Below are 21,076 nucleotides of genomic sequence, written 5' to 3' on the forward strand. Positions count from 1 at the left end.
CGCTTTCCCCACCCGGGGGGGGGGGGGGGGGGGGGGGCGCGGCCCCCCCCCCCCCCCACCTCCGGCTGCCACGCCTTTCTGCCGGCGTGTCAGCCGAAGCCGTTTCCGGTCGGACGGCTCAGGGCCGACGGGCGACGATCAGGCCGTAGCCGATTTGCGGGAGTTCACCGAAGCGCTCGATGATGTCGGCCGCTCTGGACAGTTCCTCGTTGAAGGCACTGCCGTCCGCTCCCTGTGCCTGCCGGATGAGGTCCGCGGCCAACGTGTGACTGCGTCGGACGTTCTCGCCGATGTCCAGCATCTCGACGATCTCCAGGCCGGCCTTGGCCATGTGTCCGGCGTATTCGTCGGCGTCACCGATCGGAGGAATCTCGAACAGTCTCCGGTTGTCCGCTACTATGCCCGCCTCACGGGGGGTCAGCTCACCTTGCTGATAGGGATTTGCGGCCACCAGAGTGCCACCAGGACGCAATACTCGCGCTGCTTCGGCTATGGCGGTGGCACGATCGGACATGTGCAGGAACGATTCGATCGCGTATACGTGATCGAAGTGAGCGTCGGCGAACGGGAGATCCATACCGTCGGCCTGCTGGAAGGACACCTGCCCGGCGCCTTCCCCGACTTCCGGCCGCGCTCCGGCCGTGGCCGCCTGTTGAGCGCTGATGGTGACACCCGTGACGTGCACGCCCCATGTGCCTGCGATACGGACGGCGGGCTTGCCGCTTCCACAGCCGATATCCAGGACCCGGGCACCGGGTGAGAGTGTGAGCCGTTCGGCCACCATGTCGGTCAAAGTGTCGGTGGCCTCTTCGACCGAGGCTTCGTCGTCGCCGTCACGCCAGTACCCCAGGTGAATGTTTCCCCCCATCACCTCAGAGAGCAGGCCGGTCGACTGGTCGTACATTCTTCCCACGTCCGCCGCAGTGGGCGTATACTGCTCGGTCATTTCTGGGACACCTCTTCCCGTTGAACTCCCGGCGTTTCCTCCCCTGACCGAACGGGACGCTACAAAGTTGCGAGCGCCTTTGTCAATGGGGCAATTTACTTGCGCCGGGCCGGCCGAAGAGAAAGCCAGCGGATTCCTCATAACTCAACTTATCGGCCTCATGAATCCAGCTATTGGACAGTCCGGGATCATGTCAGGTCTAATAACTTCCACGTGCTCCCGTCGAATCTGCCGCATGCGACAGCAGTTCGCTGAACAGCGCGGACAGGTACGCCGGACAGTGCGGTCAGGCGGTCGGCAGGCAGGCAGGCAGATGGCACCTCGCTCGCCCTGAGCCACTTCACGCCGAAAGTCCCGGCTCCGAGCCGGAGGTCAGAATCCAGACCCGAGGCATAGCGCTTGACATTCCTCCGATGTCGGCCGTTGGGAGTTCTATGCGTACCGGCCAGGCGTTCCCCTATGAGGGCGACCGCCTCAACGACGATCCGATCGCAATCGTGGGAATGGCCTGCAGGTTTCCCGGTGCCGCGAATCCCGCAGCTTATTGGGCGCTGCTCCATGACGGCGTGAGCGCGGTTTCAGAAAAACCGAGGGAGGGTCGAAGCGGTTTCGGCGCAGGCGGCTTCCTCGACCACGTCGATCAGTTCGATTCGGACTTCTTCGACATCTCTCCTCGCGAAGCGGCTGCCATGGATCCGCAGCAGCGGCTCGCCCTCGAGCTGAGCTGGGAGGCGTTCGAGGACGCAGGGATCGTGCCGGCCGGCCTGAAAGGCCGTGATGCGGGCGTCTTCGTGGGCGCCATGTGGGACGACTACGCCACCGTACTGCACCGGCTTGGTGCGGGATCAGCCACCCAGCACAGCATGACCGGCGTCCATCGCGGCATCATCGCCAACCGGGTGTCGTACGCCCTCGATCTGCGCGGGCCCAGCATGGTGATCGATACGGGGCAGTCCTCCTCCCTGGTGGCCGTGCACATGGCCGCCGAGAGCCTGCGGCGAGGTGAGGCGTCCCTCGCGCTGGCAGGCGGGGTGAACCTCGGTCTCGCTCCGGAGAGCACCGTGTACTCCGAGAAGTTCGGCGGGCTGTCTCCCGACGGCCGGTGCTTCACCTTCGATGCCCGCGCCAACGGCTACGTCCGCGGCGAGGGCGCCGGGATGGTCGTCCTCAAGCCTCTCTCCCGCGCGCTCGCCGACGGCGACCGCGTGTACTGCGTCATCGAGGGCACCGCGATGAACAACGACGGCGCGGGCGAAGGGCTCACCGTGCCCACGGCCCGTGCGCAGGAAGAGGTGCTGCGCTCGGCGTACCGGAAGGCGGGTGTCGACCCGGCCGGCGTGCACTACGTGGAACTTCACGGCACCGGTACGAAGAAGGGTGATCCGATCGAGGCCGCCGCACTCGGTTCGGTGTTCGGCTCGGGCCGGACGGCCGACACACCGCTGTTGGTGGGGTCCGTGAAGACGAACATCGGGCATCTGGAAGCTGCGGCCGGTATCGCCGGGCTCATCAAGACGGTCCTGTGCATCAGGCATCAGGAGATTCCGGCGAGTCTGAACTTCCGTACGCCCAATCCACGGATCCCCTTCGAGGCGTGGAACCTGCGCGTGCAGACCGCGCTGAGCCGACGGCCTCGTGGCGACGGGCCGTTCCTGGCGGGTGTCAGCTCGTTCGGCATGGGCGGCACGAACTGTCATGTGGTGCTCTCGGACCGTCATCTGGCAGCGGTGTCCCCCGCAGCCGTCGGCGGCCGGCGTGCCGAGGGTCTCTCGCTGCTGCCCTGGGTGGTCTCGGGGAGGTCCCGTGCCGCGCTCCGTTCGCAGGCGGAGCGGCTCCGCGAGCACGTCACCACGTATCCCGGGCTGGATCCGGAGAGCGTCGGGGGCTCGCTCGCCGCGCACCGCATGGCGTTCGAGGAGCGCGCGGTGGTTCTGGGCAGCGACCGGGACGACTTCCTGAGCGGTCTGGACGCGCTGGTGCGCGGTGTGCCCGCCGCGAACGTGGTGCGGGGCTCCGCGCGGGGTGCGGGCGGGACGGCGTTCCTCTTCACGGGCCAGGGCAGCCAGCGTACCGGGATGGGGCGTCGGCTCCACGCGACGGTTCCGGCGTTCTCCGAGGCGTTGGACGAGGTGTGCGACCGGCTGGACACCCGGTTGCCCCACCGGCTCCAGAATGTCCTTTTCGCGGAACCCGGTACACCCGAGGCCGCGCTGCTCGACCGGACGGACTTCGCCCAGGTCTCGCTGTTCGCACTGGAGGTAGCGCTCGCTCGCCTGCTCCAGCGGTGCGGGCTGCGTCCGGACTTCCTGCTCGGGCACTCCGTGGGAGAGATCGCCGCGGCCCATGTCGCCGGAGTGTTCTCCCTGGAGGACGCCTGCACCCTCGTCACGGCCCGCGGACGGCTGATGCAGCAGGCCGTCGAGGGCGGCGCCATGGTGGCGCTGGAGGCCGACGAGACGGAGGTCCGCGCGGCCCTGTCCGGGCTGGACCAGGAGGTCTCGGTCGCCGCGGTCAACGGGCCACGGGCCACGGTGATCTCCGGTGACCCGAGAGCCGTCGCCGATGTCGCCGCGCAGTTCGAGGCGAGGGGTCGCAGGACCAAGCGGCTCAAGGTCAGCCACGCGTTCCACTCACCGCACATGGACGGTGTGCTGGACGAGTTCCGTGCCGTCGCCGCGCAGTTGGACTACGGCACCCCGGAGCTTCCGGTCGTCTCCAACGTCACAGGACGTCTCGCCACAGCGGACGAACTCCGGTCGCCGGACTACTGGACCCGTCACATCCGGGCGTCCGTGCGCTTCTTCGACGGTGTCCGTCTCCTGCGGTCGGAAGGCGTCACGAACTACCTGGAGGTGGGCCCCGGGGGCCTGACCTCGATGGTCCGCGAGAGCCTCGCCGTCGAGGGGACACCGTCCGGCGCCGCGATCGTCCCGTTGCTGCGCCGGGGCCAGCCGGAGGACCGTACGGTGGCCACCGCACTGGCCGAGGCGTTCGCATGCGGCGCGCGGGTGGACTGGGAGCCGTTCACCGGCTGGGCCGACGCGCGGCCGGACCTGCCGACGTACGCCTTCCAGCGCCGTTCCTTCTGGCTCGGCGCGCCGGGCGAGCCTGCCGCAGGACAGCACGGCGACGCGGTGCTCGATCCGGCGAGCGGTGTCGCGCCGGCCGCGGAGCCGGTCGTCGCCGCTGCCGAAGCGGACATGCCGCAGCTCGTGCGGATGAGCGTGGCGGCGGTACTCGGGCACATGTCGTCCGATCTCGTCGACGGCGGCAGGACGTTCAAGGAGCTGGGGTTCGACTCGCTCACCGCAGTCGAGTTCCGCGACCGCATCGCCGAGGCGACCGGACTGGCACAGCTGGCGCCCACCTTGATCTACAACCACCCCACGCCGGACTCGCTGGCCCGCTTCCTGCAGTCCCTGCTGGCGGGCGAGGAGCCGGCCACCGGCAGTCTGCCGGTGGCGGCCCCGCAATTCGAGCCGATCGCCATCGTGGGCATGGGATGCCGGTTCCCCGGGGAGGTCTGCTCGCCGGAGGACCTGTGGCGCCTGGTGTCCGAGGGCAGGGACGCCGTGTCCGCCTTTCCCGACGACCGCGGCTGGGACACCGGTGAGCTGCGCGACCCGGAGAACCCGGAGGTCCGGTACGCGCGGGAGGGGGGCTTCCTCTACGACGCGGCCGCATTCGACGCGGGGTTCTTCGGGATCAGCCCGCGTGAGGCGCTGGCGATGGATCCGCAGCAGCGGCTGGTGCTGGAGACCTCCTGGGAGGCGCTGGAGCGGGCGGGGATCGACCCGCTGTCGCTACGAGGCAGCCAGGTCGGCGTGTTCGCGGGGGCGATGACGCAGGACTACGGGCCCCGGCTGGGTGAACCGGCCGAGGGCACCCAGGGCTTCGCTCTGACCGGCAACACGGCGAGCGTCGTCTCGGGGCGGGTGGCGTACACCCTCGGTCTGGAGGGCCCCGCGGTCACCGTGGACACCGCCTGCTCCTCCTCGCTCGCCGCCCTGCACATGGCGCGCCGGTCCCTGCAGCACGGTGAGTGCACGCTGGCACTGGCCGGCGGGGTGACTGTGATGGCGACGCCGGGCATGTTCGTGGAGTTCGCCCAGCAACGCGGCCTGGCGCCCGACGGCCGCTGCAAGCCGTTCGCCCGGTCGGCCGACGGTACGGGCTGGAGCGAAGGCGTGGGCATGCTGGTGCTGGAGCGTCTGTCGGACGCCCGGCGCCTCGGTCATCCGGTCCTCGCGCTCGTCCGTGGTTCGGCGGTCAACCAGGATGGCGCGAGCAACGGGCTGACGGCTCCGAACGGGCCGTCGCAGGAGCGGGTGATCCGGCAGGCGCTGGCCGACGCCCGGCTCACGCCGCAGGACGTCGATGCGGTGGAGGCGCACGGCACCGGCACGAAGCTGGGTGATCCGATCGAGGCGCAGGCCCTGGTGGCCGCCTACGGCCGAGGCCGTTCGGGCGACCGGCCGCTGTGGCTCGGCTCGGTGAAGTCGAACATCGGCCACACTCAGGCGGCCGCCGGAGTCGCCTCGGTGATCAAGATCGTAATGGCTCTGCGCAACGGGCGGCTGCCCGCCAGCCTGCACATCGACGAGCCGACGCCGCACGTGGACTGGTCCTCGGGCTCGGTGGCCCTGTTGACCGAGGCGGCACCGTGGCCGGAGGGCGAGCGGGTGCGCAGGGCGGCTGTCTCCTCGTTCGGCATCAGCGGAACGAACGTCCACGCCATCCTCGAACAGGCCCCCGCCGAAGCGCCGAGCGCGTCCGGCGGCCACGACCGGGTCCTGGAAACGGCCCCGGCACCGGCGGACGTGCTGCCGTGGACGCTGTCGGCGAAGACGCCCGAGGCCCTGCGCGACCAGGCTGCCGCCCTGCGGACCTGTCTCGACGGCCGTGAGGACCTCGCTCCTGCCGACATCGGGCTGTCGCTGGCCACCACTCGGTCCGCGTTCGAGCACCGTGCCGTGCTGATCGGCGGTGAGGGGTGCGAGCTGCTGTCCGCGGTGGACGCGCTGGTGCGGGACACCCCCTCGGACAACGTGGTGCGCGGCACCGCGGTGAGCGGCGCCGAGACCGTGTTCGTCTTTCCCGGCCAGGGGGCGCAGTGGGCTGGGATGGCGGTGGAACTCATGGACTCCTCACCGGTGTTCCGCGAGCGGATCCACGCGTGCGACGCGGCGCTCGGATCCGTCGTGGACTGGTCGCTCCTGGACGTCCTGCGGTGCACCCCCGGCGCGCCGACACTGGAGCGGGTCGATGTGGTGCAGCCGGCGCTGTTCGCGGTGATGGTTTCGCTCGCCCGGCTCTGGGAGTCCCACGGCGTGCGCCCCAGCGCGGTGATCGGGCACAGCCAGGGCGAGATCGCCGCGGCCTGTGTGGCGGGTGGGCTCTCGCTGGAGGACGCCGCGAGGATCGTCGCCCTGCGCAGCCGGGCACTGACCGAGATCTCCGGTCTGGGCGGCATGGTGTCGGTGGCGCTGTCGGCCGAGCGGGTACGGCAGTTGCCGTGCTGGGACGAGCGCCTGGACATCGCGGTGGTCAACGGGCCGTCGTCGGTGGTCGTCTCCGGGGAACAGCGGGCGCTGGAGGAGGTGCTGGCCGCCTGCGCCACCGAGGGTGTGCGGGCCAAACAGATCCCGGTGAGCTACGCGGCGCACTCCGCGCAGGTCGAGACGATCCGTGAGCGGCTGCTGGAGGAGTTGCGCGGGATCGAGCCCCGGCGCGGCGACGTCCCCTTCTACTCGACGGTGAGCGGGGAGCTCCTGGACACCCGTGAGCTGGACGCCGAGTACTGGTACCGCAACCTGCGGGAACCCGTCCAGTTCGAGCGGGCGATGGGGACGGCCCTGAAGAAGGGGCACACGCTCCTGGTCGAGGTCAGCCCGCACCCCGTGCTGAGTGTCGGTGCCCAGGAAGCCGTCGAAACGTTCGGCGGGTCCGGTGCGGTGGTGGGGTCGTTGCGGCGCGAGGACGGCGGTCCCCGGCGCTTCTTGACCTCGCTCGCGCAGGCGTACGTCCTCGGGGCCTCGGTGGACTGGCGGACCGTCTTCGCCGGGTCCGGTGCGGCGCGGGTCGATCTGCCGACCTACGCCTTCCAGCACCAGCGGTACTGGCTGACGGCGTCCGCCCCGCAGGCAGTGACCGTGCCGGGCGACGACCCGGAACGACGGTTCTGGAACATGGTGGAACGCGGCGACGAGCAGGAGTTGGCCACCGAGATCGGGGCCGGGGAACCGGACGCTCTGCGGGCGCTGCTGCCGGCGCTGACCGCGTGGCGCCGCCGGCAGCGCGAACATGCCGCCGCCGACTCCTGGTCCTACCGGATCGCCTGGCAGCCGTTGCCGAAGGTTCCGGCGGGCGTCCTGTCCGGCCGGTGGTTGGTGGTCGTCCCCGAAGGCGTCGAGCACGAGCGGCTGACGGCGGCCGTCGTGGAGACCCTGGACAGGAGCGGCGCGCAGGCGGTCTCGCTGGTGGTGCCGGCGGGGATCGGCCGCCAGGAGCTGGCGCAACGGCTGCGGTCCGTGGCCTCGGAAGGGCCGGAACCTGCCGGGGTGCTGGCGCTGCCGGGGCCGGACGCGGGGCCGGTGCTCCCTTCGGCGTCCGCGCACCTGGACACCGTCCTGACGCTGGTCCAGGCCCTCGGGGACGCCGGGATGTCCGCCCGGTTGTGGTGCGTGACCCGGGGTGCGGTGACGGCCGGCGCCGGTGATTCGGTGACCAGGCCCGAGCAGACCCAGATCTGGGGGCTCGGCCGGGTCGCGGCGGTGGAGTTCCCCCAGCGGTGGGGCGGCCTGGTAGATCTGCCCGAGCAGGAGGACAGCAGGGTCGTCGGGCGGCTGCCCGCCGTGCTGGCCGGTCCGGACGGCGAGAACCAACTCGCACTGCGGTCCTCGGGGGTGTACGTCTGCAGGCTGCTGCGCGCGCCCCGGCGGGACACCTCCGGCGCGGGGCGATGGACGCCCCGCGGCACCGTCCTCGTCACCGGCGGCACCGGTGCGCTCGGCGCACATGCCGCGCGCTGGCTGGCGGACAACGGGGCGGAGCGCCTCGTGCTGGTGAGCCGCAGCGGCCGGGAGGCGGCGGGCGCCGTCGAGCTGGAGGCGGAGCTGAGCGGCCTCGGGGTCCAGGTCGACATCGTGGCCGGCGACGTCGCCGACCGCGGGACGCTCGCCGGGCTGCTGGCGGCGCTGGACGCGGACGGCGCCGGCGTCCGGGCGGTCGTCCACGCGGCCGGGGCGATCGAGAGCGTCCCGCTCGGCTCGCTGACCCCGCGGCGCTTCGCGGACGTGGTGCGGGCCAAGGCCGACGCCGCGCAGCACCTGCACGACCTCACGCGCGACCGGGACCTGGACGCGTTCGTCCTGTTCTCGTCCGTCTCGGCGCTGTGGGGCAGCGCGGGCCACGGCGCGTACGCGGCGGCGAACGCCTTCCTGGACGGCCTGGCGGCCCACCGCCGGGCACAGGGGCTGGTGGCCGCCTCGGTGGTCTGGGGCCCGTGGGACGGCGGCGGCATGACGTCGCGCGACGGCCTGGACAAGGCGCTGGCCCGGCAGGGGATCAGGCTCATGGCACCGCGGCAGGCGGTCGAGAACCTGCGGCACTGCGCACTCGACACGTCGTCACCGGTGATCACGGACGTGGTCTGGGAGACGTTCTTCGCGGCGTTCTCCGCGACGACGCCGAGCCGGCTGCTCACCGAACTGCCCGAGGTGCGCGACGCGCTGCGGGAGACGCGGCCGCAGGACGGCGCCCCGGCGGCGGGGACGCTGACGGAGCGGCTCGCCGGGCTGAGTCCGGGCCGGCGCAGGGAGGCCGCCGCCGCGCTCGCCCGCACCCAGGTGGCGACCGTCCTCGGACACGCCGACGAGAGCCAGGTCGGCGACCGCTCGCCGTTCAAGGACCTGGGCGTCGACTCCGTGATCGCGGTGGAACTGCGCAACCGGCTCCAGGACCACACCGGCCTGGGCCTGCCGGTCACCGTGGTGTTCGACCACCCGTCGCTGGAGAAACTGGCCGATTTCCTGGTGGCCACCGCTTTTCCGCAGGACGCGGGCGAATCCGCGGACACCGCCGCGGCGGCCGGCGAAAGGGACCGGGAACGTGCGAGGGAGATCCAGGAGGCGGAAGAGCACATAGACGAACTGGACGTCGACGATCTGGTGCGGCTGATGCTCGGCGAGCAGTAGGCGAGCGGGAGACCGCACGCGAAACGACCGATTTTCCGAGGAAACCGATCTGTGAGGGGTCATGGCTACTTCGCCGGACAAGATCGTCGATGCCCTGCGCGCGTCCATGAAGGAGACGGAACGGCTCCGGCGGGAGAACGAGGACCTGGCCGCCGCGCGGCACGAGCCGATCGCCATCGTCGCCATGGGCTGTCACCTCCCGGGCGATGTGCGCAGCCCGGAGCAGTTCTGGCAGCTCATCGCGGCGGGCGGCGATGCCGTGTCCGAGTTCCCGGCGGACCGGGGCTGGGACCTCGACGCGCTGTTCGACCCGGCCCCGGACCGGCCCGGCACCATCTACACGCGCCACGGCGGTTTCCTCACCGACCTGGCCGGATTCGACGCGGAGTTCTTCGGGATCAGCCCCCGCGAGGCGGTGGCCATGGACCCGCAGCAGCGGCTGCTGCTGCAGACGTCGTGGGAAACGCTGGAGCGGGCCGGAATCGACCCGACGGCGCTGCACGGCAGCCGCACGGGCGTGTTCCTGGGAACGGCGTTCCAGGATTACGCGACGCGTGTCCGGCCGGCCGACCTCGGGGAGTACGAGGGGTACTTCCTGACCGCGGGGGCGGCGAGTGTGCTCTCCGGCCGCATTTCGTACACGCTCGGCCTGGAAGGCCCCGCGGTGACCGTCGACACCGCCTGTTCGGCGTCGCTGGTGGCGATCCACGCGGCGTGCCAGGCGCTGCGCCGGGACGAGTGCTCCCTCGCGCTGGCTGGCGGTGTCACCGTGATGACCACGCCCGCCCAGCTGCAGGGCTTCAGCCGGCAGCGCGGGCTGTCCGCGGACGGGCGGTGCCGGTCCTTCGCGGCGGCGGCGGACGGCACGGGGCTGTCCGAGGGCGTCGGTGTCCTGCTGCTGGAGCGGCTGTCCGACGCCCGGCGGGCCGGCCACCGGGTCCTGGCCGTGGTGCGCGGCAGCGCGACGAACCAGGACGGTGCGAGCAACGGCCTCGCCGCGCCGAACGGCCCCTCCCAGCAGCGGGTGATCCGGCAGGCGCTGGCGGACGCGCGGCTGGCCCCGCAGGACGTCGACGCGGTCGAGGCGCACGGCACGGCCACCACCCTGGGCGACCCGATCGAGGCGCAGGCGCTCCTGGCCACGTACGGGCAGGACCGCGCCGAACCTCTGTGGCTGGGCTCGGTGAAGTCCAACGTCGGACACACCCAGGCGGCTGCCGGGGTCGTCGGCGTCATCAAGATGGTGCTGGCGATGCAGCACGGCGTGCTGCCGCAGACCCTGCACGTCGACGAGCCGACGCCGCACGTGGACTGGTCGGCAGGGCACCTGGAACTGCTGACGCGGGCCGTCGACTGGCCGGACACCGGGCGGCCCCGGCGCGCCGGGGTGTCGTCCTTCGGGATCAGCGGCACCAACGCCCACGTGATCCTGGAGCAGGCGCCCGCCGCCGACTCCGCCCTTCCCCCGGCCGCCTCCGCTCCGCTCCGCGTGGTGCCGTGGGTGCTCTCCGCGCGGAGCCAGGACGCCTTGCGGGGCCAGGCGCGCGCGCTGCTGGCCTGGCTGGAGGAGCGCGGCCCGCTCGACCCTGCGGACGTCGGGCACGCGCTCGCCACCACGCGGGCGGCCCTGCCCCACCGGGCCGCCGTCGTCGCGGGCAGCGGCGACGAGCTGGTCCAGGGGCTGGCGGCGCTCGCCGAGGACCATCCCGATCCGAGGGTCGCCCCGGGCACGGTGACACCCGGGAAGCTCGGGTTCCTCTTCACCGGCCAGGGCAGTCAGCGGGCCGGGATGGGGCGTGAACTCCACGCGGTCTCACCGGTGTTCGCAGAGGCGTTCGACGCGGTGTGCGCGGCGCTGGACCCGCATCTGGAGCGGCCGCTGCGCGAGGTGGTGTTCGGGGCGCCGGACGCGGGCGCGCTGCTCGACCGGACCGAGTACACCCAGCCGGCGCTGTTCGCGCTGGAGGTCGCGCTCTTCCGGCTGCTCGCCCACTGGGGTGTCCACCCGGACCGGGTGGCGGGCCACTCCATCGGTGAGGTGGCCGCCGCCCACGTGGCCGGGGTGTTCTCGCTGGAGGACGCGGCGGCGCTGGTGGCGGCGCGGGGCCGGCTGATGCAGGCCCTGCCGGAGGGCGGCGCCATGGTCGCCGTCCAGGCGACCGAGGAGGAGGTGCTGCCGCTGGTGGCCCGGCACGCGGACCTGATCGGCCTGGCCGCGGTGAACGGCCCGTCCTCCGTGGTGGTCTCCGGGGAGGCCGGGGCCGTGCGTCGGGTCGCCGCGCACTTCGCCGCCGAGGGGCGCAAGACGAAGGAGCTGACGGTCAGCCACGCCTTCCACTCGCCGCTCATGGACGCCATGCTGCCGGAGTTCCGCAGGGTCGTCGGCGGGCTGTCCTTCCACTCCCCCGTTCTGCCGGTCGTGTCGGCGCTGACCGGCGAGGAGATCACGGACGAGGAGATCCGCGATCCGGAGTACTGGGTCCGGCACGCCCGGGGGACCGTGCGGTTCGCGGACGCGCTGCGGGTCATGGAGGCCGGGGGTGTCCGCACCTTCCTGGAACTGGGCCCCGAGGGCGTGCTGTCGGCCATGGGCCGGGACACGCTCACCGCGCCGGACGCCGACCTGGCGCCGGCGCTGCGCTCGGACCGAGGCGAGGAACTCGCCCTCACCACCGCGCTGGCCCGGCTGCACACCCGCGGTGTCCCGGTCGACTGGACGGCGTTCTACGTCACGAGCGGCGCACGGCCGTGCGACCTGCCCACCTACGCCTTCCAGCTGCGCCGCTACTGGATGGACGCGCTGGCGCCGTCGGCCGCCATCGGTTCCGCGGGGCTCGCCGCGGCCGGTCATCCGCTGCTCGGCGCGGTGGTGTCCCTCGCCGACGACGAACTGGTCCTCACCGGACGGCTTTCGACGGCCGGCCACGGCTGGATCGCCGATCACCAGGTGTTCGGCCGGGCGCTGCTTCCCGGCACCGCCTTCCTCGAACTGGCCCTGCACGCCGGGGAACGGGCCGGCTGCGAGCAGGTGGAGGAACTGACGTTCCACACGCCTCTCGTGCTGCCCGGACAGGGCGCGGTCGACCTGCGGGTGCGGGTGGGCGCCGTGGACGAGTCCGGACGGCGGTCGCTGGACGTGCGTTCCCGGCCGGACGGCGCGGCGGACGACGAGCCGTGGACCCCGCACGCCACCGGCGTCCTCGCACGGACGGGCGCCCCCACACCCGAGGACCTGGCCGTGTGGCCCCCGCACGGCGGGGAGGCGGTGGACGTCACCGGGCTCTACCCCTCGATGGCGGAGACCGGCCTGGAGTACGGGCCGGTGTTCCAGGGGCTGCGGGCGGCCTGGCGGCGCGGAGACGAGCTGTTCGTGGAGGCCGGTCTGCCGGACGGTGCCGGGGCCGAAGAGTTCGGCGCGCATCCCGCGCTGCTCGACTCGGCCCTGCACGGGGTCGCGCTGGGTGTCGTGCTCCCCGGCTGGGACCGGGCCCTGCTGCCGTTCGTCTGGCGCGGTGTCACCCGGCACGCCGTCGGCGCCGCGAGCCTGCGCGTGCGGCTGGCGCCGGCGGGTGAGGACGCGGTCTCCGTGGTGGCCTGGGACGAGACGGGTGCGCTCGTGCTGTCGGCCGACGCGCTGGTGCTGCGCCCGGCGTCCCGCGACCGGATCGACGGGGCCGGGAGCGCCGTGCACGACCGGCTGTTCCGGACGGACTGGGAGACACGCGCGGCGCCGACGGCCCGTGGCGCGGCGCCGGACTGGGCGGTCGCGGGCGCGGGCGCGGGGGATCTGGCCGCGCGGCTGGGCGGTGCGCCCGCCGGGGTGCACCGGGATCTGGCCGCGCTGTTGCGGGCGGGCGAGGCAGGCGGGCGGGTCCCCGACGCGGTGCTGGTGCCCTGCCGCGCCGACGGCCTGCCCGCGTCCGACGACGCGGACGCGGTGCGGTCGGCCGCTCACCGGGCACTCGGGCTCGTGCAGGCGTGGCTGGCCGACGAGCGGCACGCCGGCAGCCGGCTGGTCCTCATGACGGAGCGTGCTGTCGCCGTGGAGGCGCAGGACGTGCCGGATCCGGCGCAGAGCGCCGTCTGGGGTCTGGTGCGCACGGCCCAGTCGGAGTACCCCGGCCGGTTCGTCCTGGCCGACGTGGACGGGCGGGACGCCTCGTACGGCGCGCTGGCCGAGGCCGTCGCCTCCGGAGAGCCGCAGCTCGCCCTGCGTGACGGCGAGTTCAAGGTCCCCCGCCTGGTCCGGCTGCGCCCGCAGGACACGCTGTCCGTGCCGGCGGCGCCCGCCTGGCGGCTGGACTCCGGCGGCGGGACCCTGGACGGTCTCGCTCTGGTCCCTCACCCGGAGGCCGAACAGCCGCTGGGCCCCGGTCAGGTGCGGGTGGCGGTGCGCGCGGCCGGGCTGAACTTCCGTGACGTGCTGAATGCCCTGGGCATGTACCCGGGAGAGGCCGTGCCGCTCGGCGTGGAGGGCGCCGGGGTGGTCACGGAGGTGGGGTCCGCCGTCACGTCGGTGGCACCCGGCGACCGGGTCCTCGGTATGGTCTTCGGCGGGATCGGCCCGGTCGCCGTGACCGACGAGCGCATGGTCGCCAGGATCCCGGACGGCTGGTCGTTCCCGCAGGCGGCGTCCGTGCCGGCCGTCTTCCTGACCGCGTACTACGCGCTGTCCGCCCTCGCGAAACTGCGCCCCGGGCAGTCGGTGCTGGTGCACGCCGCGGCCGGCGGCGTCGGCACGGCCGCCGTCCAGCTGGCCCGGCGCCTGGGCGCCGAGGTGTACGCGACCGCCAGTCCGGCGAAGTGGGACGCGCTGCGGGCGATGGGCCTGGACGAGGGGCACATCGCTTCGTCCAGGACGCTGGAGTTCGAGGAGAAGTTCCGGCGCACCAGCGGGGGCCGTGGCGTGGACGTCGTCCTGGACTCCCTGGCGGGGGAGTTCGTCGACGCGTCCTTGCGGCTGCTGGCCGCGGGGGGCCGGTTCCTGGAGATGGGCAAGACCGACATACGGGACCCCGAGATGGTCGCGGCCGCGTACGACGGGGTGCGCTATCAGGCGTTCGACCTGGTCGACGCGGGGCCGGACGGCATCCGGGCGATGCTGACGGACCTGATGGGGCTGTTCGGGCGCGGTGTGCTGCGCCTGCCGCCCGTGACCGTGTGGGACGTCCGCCGTGCGGCCGAGGCGTTCCGGTACCTCAGCCAGGCACGGCACGTCGGCAAGGTGGTCGTGACGGTGCCGTCGGGATTCGATCCGCAGGGGACGGTGCTGATCACCGGGGGGACCGGCGCGCTCGGCTCGGCGGTGGCCCGCCGACTGGTGGAGCGCCACGGCGTGCGGCACCTGCTGCTGGCCGGCCGCCGGGGTGCCGGGGCACCGGGCGCGGACAACCTGGTGGCGGACCTCACCGCACGGGGAGCCGAGGTGAGGGTGGCGGCGTGCGACCTCACCGACCGCGCCGCACTGGAGCACCTGCTCGGCTCGGTCCCGGCGGCCCACCCGCTGACCGGTGTCGTGCACACGGCCGGGGTGCTGGATGACGGCGTCCTCGGGTCCTTGACGCCCGAGCGGCTGGACACCGTCCTGCGCCCCAAGGCGGACGCGGCGCTGCATCTCGACGAGCTCACCCGGGACGCGGATCTGGCCACGTTCGTCCTGTTCTCCTCGACGGCCGGGGTGCTCGGCGGGGCGGGGCAGGCGAACTACGCGGCGGCGAACGTCGTCCTGGACTCGCTGGCGAGCCGGCGCCGGGCCGCGGGTCTGCCCGCCGTCTCCCTGGCCTGGGGGCCGTGGGAGGACTCCGGCAGCATGCTCGGCGGGCTCGGCGAGGTGGACCGGGCCCGGCTCGGCCGCACCGGTCTGGTGCCCCTGTCGGACGACGAGGGCCTGGACCTCTTCGACGCGGCCGTCGCGGCGGGCGAGGCCGCCGTCGTCCCGGCCCGGGTGGACGTCTCGGTGCTGCGCCGGGCGGCGGGCGACGAGGTCCCGTACATGCTGCGGGACCTCGCCAGGACACCGAAGCGGCGGGTGGGCCGTGCCGCGGCACGGCCCACCGCGGCCGGCGGGCTGCAGAACCGGCTGGCCACCGTGTCCGAGGCCGAGGGCGACCAGCTGCTCCTCGACCTCGTGCGCACCCACGCGGCGACGGTGCTCGGGCACACCGACCCCACCCGGGTCACCCCCGACGCGACGTTCAAGGAGGCGGGCTTCGACTCGCTGACCGCCGTCGAACTGCGCAACCGCCTCAGCGGTGCCACCGGGAAGCAGCTGTCGTCGACCCTGATCTTCGACCATCCGACGCCGGTCCTGCTGGCCCGGCACCTGCTGGCCGGACTACGGGGCACCGAGGCGGCCGTCGCCGCCGTACCGGGCGCCGCGCCCGGGGACGACGAGCCGATCGCGATCGTGTCGATGAGCTGCCGCTACCCCGGTGGCATCGCGAGCCCGGAGGACCTGTGGCGGCTCGTCGCCGACGAGGCCGACGTGGTCACCCCGTTCCCCGCCGACCGTGGCTGGGACGTGGACGCGCTGTACGACCCGGACGGCGTGCGGCCGGGGACGACGTACGTGCGCGTGGGCGGGTTCCTCGACGACGCCGCACGGTTCGACGCCGAGCTGTTCGGGATCAGCCCGCGTGAGGCCCTCGCCATGGACCCTCAGCAGCGACTGCTGCTGGAGACCTCCTGGGAGGCGCTGGAGCGGGCCGGCATCGCCCCGACGTCCCTCAAGGGAAGCCCGGTGGGGGTGTTCGTCGGAGCCGCGTCCCAGGGGTACCCCTCCGATCCGCGCCAGGCCCCCGAGGAACTGGGCGGCTATCTCCTGACCGGGAGCACGGCGAGTGTCATGTCCGGCCGGATCGCCTACGCCCTCGGCGTCGAGGGTCCCGCGCTGACCATCGACACCGCCTGCTCCTCGTCCCTCGTGGCGCTGCACATGGCGGTGCAGTCCCTGCGGCGCGGCGAGTGCTCGCTCGCCATGGCCGGCGGGGCCGCCGTCATGGCGACCCCCGACATCTTCCTGGAGTTCAGCCGCCAGCGGGGGCTCTCCCCGGACGGCCGCTGCAAGGCGTTCGCGGCGTCCGCCGACGGCACCGGCTGGGGCGAGGGCGTCGGCATGCTCCTGCTGGAGCGGCTGTCGGACGCGCGGCGAAGCGGCCACCCCGTCCTGGCGGTCGTCCGCGGCTCCGCGGTCAACTCCGACGGCGCCAGCAACGGCCTGACCGCGCCGAACGGCCCCTCCCAGCAGCGGGTGATCCGGCGCGCCCTCGCCGACGCCCGCCTGTCGGCCGGTGACGTCGACGTGGTGGAGGCGCACGGCACCGGCACGAAGCTGGGCGACCCGATCGAGGCACAGGCGCTGGCGGCGACGTACGGGCGCGAGCGGGAGCCGGACCGCCCGCTGCGCCTGGGCTCGGTGAAGTCCAACATCGGGCACACGCAGGCCGCCGCGGGGATCGCCGGTGTCATCAAGATGGTGGCGGCGATGAAGCACGGGGTGCTGCCCCGGACGCTGCACGTCGACCGGCCCACCCCCGAGATCGACTGGTCGCAGAGCGGGCTGTCGCTGATGGCCGAGGCCGAGCCGTGGCCCGAGACCGGCCGGCCGCGCCGGGCCGCGGTCTCCTCCTTCGGCATCAGCGGGACCAACGCCCACGTGATCATCGAACAGCCCCCGTCCGCGGCCGGCGAGCCCCGCGCCGACGGCCCCGCGCCGGATGCGCCGGCGGCTGTGCCCTGGCCCCTGTCCGGGAGGACCGCCGAGGCGCTGCGCGCGCAGGCCCGTCGGCTGCTCTCGCACCTCGCCGGCGATCCCGGGTTCGACGTGGCGGGCGTCGGCCGTTCCCTGGCCACGACCCGTGCCCTGCTCGGTCACCGCGCCGTCGTGGTCGGGGACGGGCGGCAGTCCCTGCTGGAGGGGCTGGCCGCGCTGGCCGCGGGCCGTGACCGGGACTCGGTCGTCGTGGGCGAGGCACAGACACGCGGGAAGACGGTGTTCGTCTTCTCCGGCCAGGGGTCGCAGTGGCCGGGCATGGCTTCGGAACTCCTCGACGGCAGCGAGGTGTTCGCCGCCCGGATCCAGGAGTGCGAGGCCGCCCTCGCCCCCTTCGTGGACTGGTCGCTGACGGGTCTGCTGCGCGGCGCGGGCGACGCGCCGTCCCTGGACCGGGTGGACGTCGTGCAGCCCGCGCTGTTCTCGGTCATGGTGTCCCTGGCCGCCCTGTGGCAGTCCCTGGGGGTCCGGCCGCACGCGGTGATGGGGCACAGCCAGGGGGAGATCGCCGCCGCCTGCGTGGCCGGGGCGCTGACGCTCCAGGACGCGGCCCGCGCGGTGGCCCTGCGCAGCAAGGCCCTGGCCGCGATGTCCGGCCGGGGCGGCATGGTGTCCGTCGCTCTGGGCGAGGACGACGTGTCCGCCCTGCTGGCCCGGTGGGAGGACCGGCTGTCCGTCGCCTCGGTCAACGGCGCGTCGTCCACGGTCGTCGCCGGTGATCCGCGGGCCCTGGAGGAGCTGGTGGCGCGCTGCAAGGCCGACGGGATCCGGGCCAGGACGCTGCCGGTGGACTACGCCTCGCACTCGCCGCAGGTCGAGCAGGTCCGGGAGCAGCTGCTGCGGGACCTGGCGCCCCTCTCCCCGATGCCTTCGGACGTCCCCTTCTACTCCACGGTCACCGGCACGGAGCTGGACACCACGCAGCTCGACGCCGCGTACTGGTACCGCAACCTCCGGGAGACGGTCCGGCTGGAACAGGTGACGCGCCTCCTCCTCGACGACGGGTTCGACGTCTTCGTCGAGGCCAGTCCGCACCCCGTCCTGTCGGTGGCGATCCAGGAGACCATGGACGCCGCGAACGCCCCGCACGCGGTGGCGGTGGGTTCGCTGCGCCGCGACGACGGCGGACTGCGGCGCTTCCTCACCTCGGCCGCGCAGCTGCACGTCGGCGGCACACCGGTGGATTGGCCGGGTACCTTCCCGGGGCGCGTCGGGCTGACCGAGCTGCCGACCTACCCGTTCGGGGGCGAGCGGTACTGGCTGCGGCGCTCCGGCGGGCCGGCCGACGTCACCTCGGCGGGTCTGGGGCGCAGCTCGCACCCGGTGCTCAGCGCCGTGGTCACCCTGCCCAGCCCGGCCGGCACGGTCCTGACCGGTCGGCTCTCGGCGCAGGCACAGCCCTGGCTCGCGGACCACACGGTGCTGGACACGGTCCTCTTCCCGGGCACCGGGCTCGCCGAGCTGGTCCTGCGCGCAGCGCAGGTCACCGGCTGCGGCACGGTCGAGGAGCTCACGCTCCTGGAGCCGCTGATCGTCGAGCGGGACGGCGGCGTCCAGCTGCGGGTGATGGTCGAGGAACCGGACGAGACCGGGCGCCGGTCGGTGGAGGTGCACTCGCGGCCGGAGAAGGCCGATGAGTCCGGTGAAACTGGTGAGTCCGGTGAGAACACTCCGTGGCTGCGGCACGCCGTCGGTGTGCTCGGCGTCCACGGCGGCACGCCTGCGGCGCCGGTGGCCGAGTGGCCGCCGGCGGGCGCCGAGCCGGTGGAGCTGGACGGCGGGTACGCGGTGCTCGCGGCGGCCGGACTCGGCTACGGACCGGCGTTCCAGGGGCTGCGCGCGGTCCGGCGGCACGGGCGGGACCTCTTCGCCGAGGTGAGCCTTCCCGACCAGGACCAGGCCCGGAACTACGGGGTGCACCCGGCGCTGTTCGACGCCGCGCTGCACGCGGTCGTCCTGGGCGGCCTGGTGGCCCACTCCGGTGACCCGCTGCTGCCGTACGCCTGGAAGGGCGTCACCCTGCACTCCGCGGGGGCGGCGGCGCTGCGGGTGCGGCTGTCGGCGACGGGCCCGGACACCGTGTCGCTGACGGCGACCGACCTGTCCGGCGCGCCGGTGCTCTCGGTCGATTCGCTGATGGTGCGGCCCGTGTCGCCGGGACGCCTGGAGAACGCGCGCGGCGGGCGCCGCCGTTCGCTGTTCCGGATCACCGGCGAACAGCTCGCCCTCCCGGCGGCCCCGGCCTTTGCGTCGGGCGCCTGGGCCGTGCTGGAACCGGGTGGTGTGGAGCTGGCGGCCGTCGTGGAGCCGTCCGGCACGCGGTGGGACGGGTACGACGACCTGGACGCGCTGGCCGGCGCCGTCGCCTCCGGGGCCGTGCTGCCCGAGGTGGTCCTGGTGCCGTGCTGGGACGGCACCAGGCGAGACACCGGCCGGGCCGAGGACGTGCGGGAGGCCGTGCACCGCGCGCTCGCGCTGGCGCAGGGCTGGCTTGCCGACGAGCGGTTCGCCGCGTCGCGGCTGGTCTTCGTCACCCGGCACGCCGTGTCGGTGGGCGAGGACGCGCCGCACGATCTTGCGCACGCCCCGCTGTGGGGCCTGCTGCGGTCGGCGCAGTCGGAGCACCCCGGCCGGTTCGGCTTGCTGGACGTCGACGGCGACGACGCGTCGCTGCGGGTGCTGCCGGCGGCGCTGTCGTCGGGCGAGGCGCAGGTTGTGGTGCGGCGGGGCGTGGTGCACGCGCCGCGTCTCACCCGCGTCCCGGCGGACGCCGCGGGGACGGGCGACGGGCCGCGCTTCACACCCGGCGGCACGGTGCTGATCACCGGCGGGACGAGCGGGCTCGGCGCGCTGGTCGCCCGCCATCTGGTGGCCCGGCACGGTGTGAGCGACCTGCTGTTCACCAGCCGCAGCGGTCGCGGGGCGGCGGGTGCGGCCGAGCTGGAGGAGGAACTCACCGCTCAGGGTGCCCGGGTGACGGTGGCGGCCTGTGACGTGGCCGACCGGGACGCGCTGGCGGCGACGCTGGCACGGATCCCCGCAGACCGTCCGCTGACGGCGGTGGTCCATGCCGCCGGTGTCCTGGACGACGGCGTCCTCACCTCGCTGACGCCCGAGCGGGTCGAGGGGGTGCTGCGGCCGAAGGTGGACGGCGCGCTGAACCTGCACGAACTGACCCGGGACGCGGACCTGTCGGCCTTCGTGCTCTTCTCCTCGGCCGCCGGCGTGCTGGGCACCGCGGGACAGAGCGGATACGCGGCGGCGAACACGTTCCTGGACGCGCTCGCGCACAGTCGGCGGGCCGAAGGGCTGGCGGGGACGTCCCTGGCGTGGGGCATGTGGGAGCAGCGCAGCGGGCTCACCGGCGGCCTGTCGGACCAGGATCTGCGGCGGATGGCGCGTTCCGGGGTCGGGCAGCTCCCCACTGATGAAGGTCTGGCGCTGTTCGACGCGGCGCTCGACGCCCCGGACCCGCTGCTGGTGCCGATGAGGCTCGACCCGGCGGCGATGCTCGCCGAGGGCGAACCGGAGCTGGTGCCCGCGGTGCTGCGCGCGCTGGTCCCGGTCCGGCGGCGCCCCGGCGGTGCGGGCGCGGACGACGGCCTGCCGTTCGCCGACCGGGTGGCCGCGCTCCCCGCCGAGGAGCTGGACCGGGCGTTCTTGCAGCTGGTGCGGCAGCAGGCGGCCACGGTCCTGGGGCTCGCCTCCCCGGACGCCGTGCAGGGCGGCCGGGGCTTCCTCCAGATGGGGTTCGACTCCCTGACGGCGGTCGAACTGCGCGGCCGGCTCGGTGCGGCCACCGGGCTGCGGCTGCCGACGACGCTGATCTTCGACCACCCCACGCCCGAACAGACCGCCCGCCACCTGCGGGAGCGGCTCTTCCCGGACGAGCGGGAACTCACCGGCCCCGAGGCCGAGGAGCAGGAGGTGCGCGAGGCCTTGGCCGCGATCCCGGTGGCCCGGTTGCGCCGGGCCGGTCTGCTCAGGGCTCTGCTCGGGCTCGCCGCGCAGGACAACGGGACAAAGCCGCCGGCGGGCGGCGCGGCGCGAGGGTTCGACGACATGGACGTCGACGACCTCGTGCGGGCGGCCTTCGACGGGGACAAGTCCTGATCGTGGCCGCGTTGAGCGAATGGGACGGACGGGACGGACAGGACGGATGGA

The 21,076-nt window shown here is 73.6% G+C and carries 3 protein-coding genes; 2 read left to right on the top strand and 1 reads right to left on the bottom strand.

From position 1 onward, the window contains the following. Nucleotides 1-118 precede the first annotated feature (118 nt). On the bottom strand, nucleotides 119-946 hold the full coding sequence (locus ACFXDE_RS12705) for an SAM-dependent methyltransferase (RefSeq protein WP_380493554.1): 828 nt from the start codon (nucleotides 944-946) through the stop codon (nucleotides 119-121). A 434-nt stretch (nucleotides 947-1,380) separates the two neighbouring features. Here ACFXDE_RS12705 and ACFXDE_RS12710 point away from each other — a divergent pair, with 434 nt between their 5' ends. Then, nucleotides 1,381-9,141, top strand: coding sequence for a type I polyketide synthase (locus tag ACFXDE_RS12710; protein WP_380493556.1), 7,761 nt, complete (start codon nucleotides 1,381-1,383; stop codon nucleotides 9,139-9,141). A gap of 61 nt (nucleotides 9,142-9,202) precedes the next feature. Beyond that, entirely contained in the window at nucleotides 9,203-21,025 is an 11,823-nt protein-coding gene (locus ACFXDE_RS12715) for an SDR family NAD(P)-dependent oxidoreductase (protein ID WP_380493558.1), read from the top strand. The last annotated feature ends 51 nt before the right edge of the window (nucleotides 21,026-21,076 follow it).

The sequence above is a fragment of the Kitasatospora sp. NPDC059408 genome (assembly GCF_042751525.1).
Taxonomy (GTDB): Bacteria; Actinomycetota; Actinomycetes; order Streptomycetales; family Streptomycetaceae; genus Kitasatospora.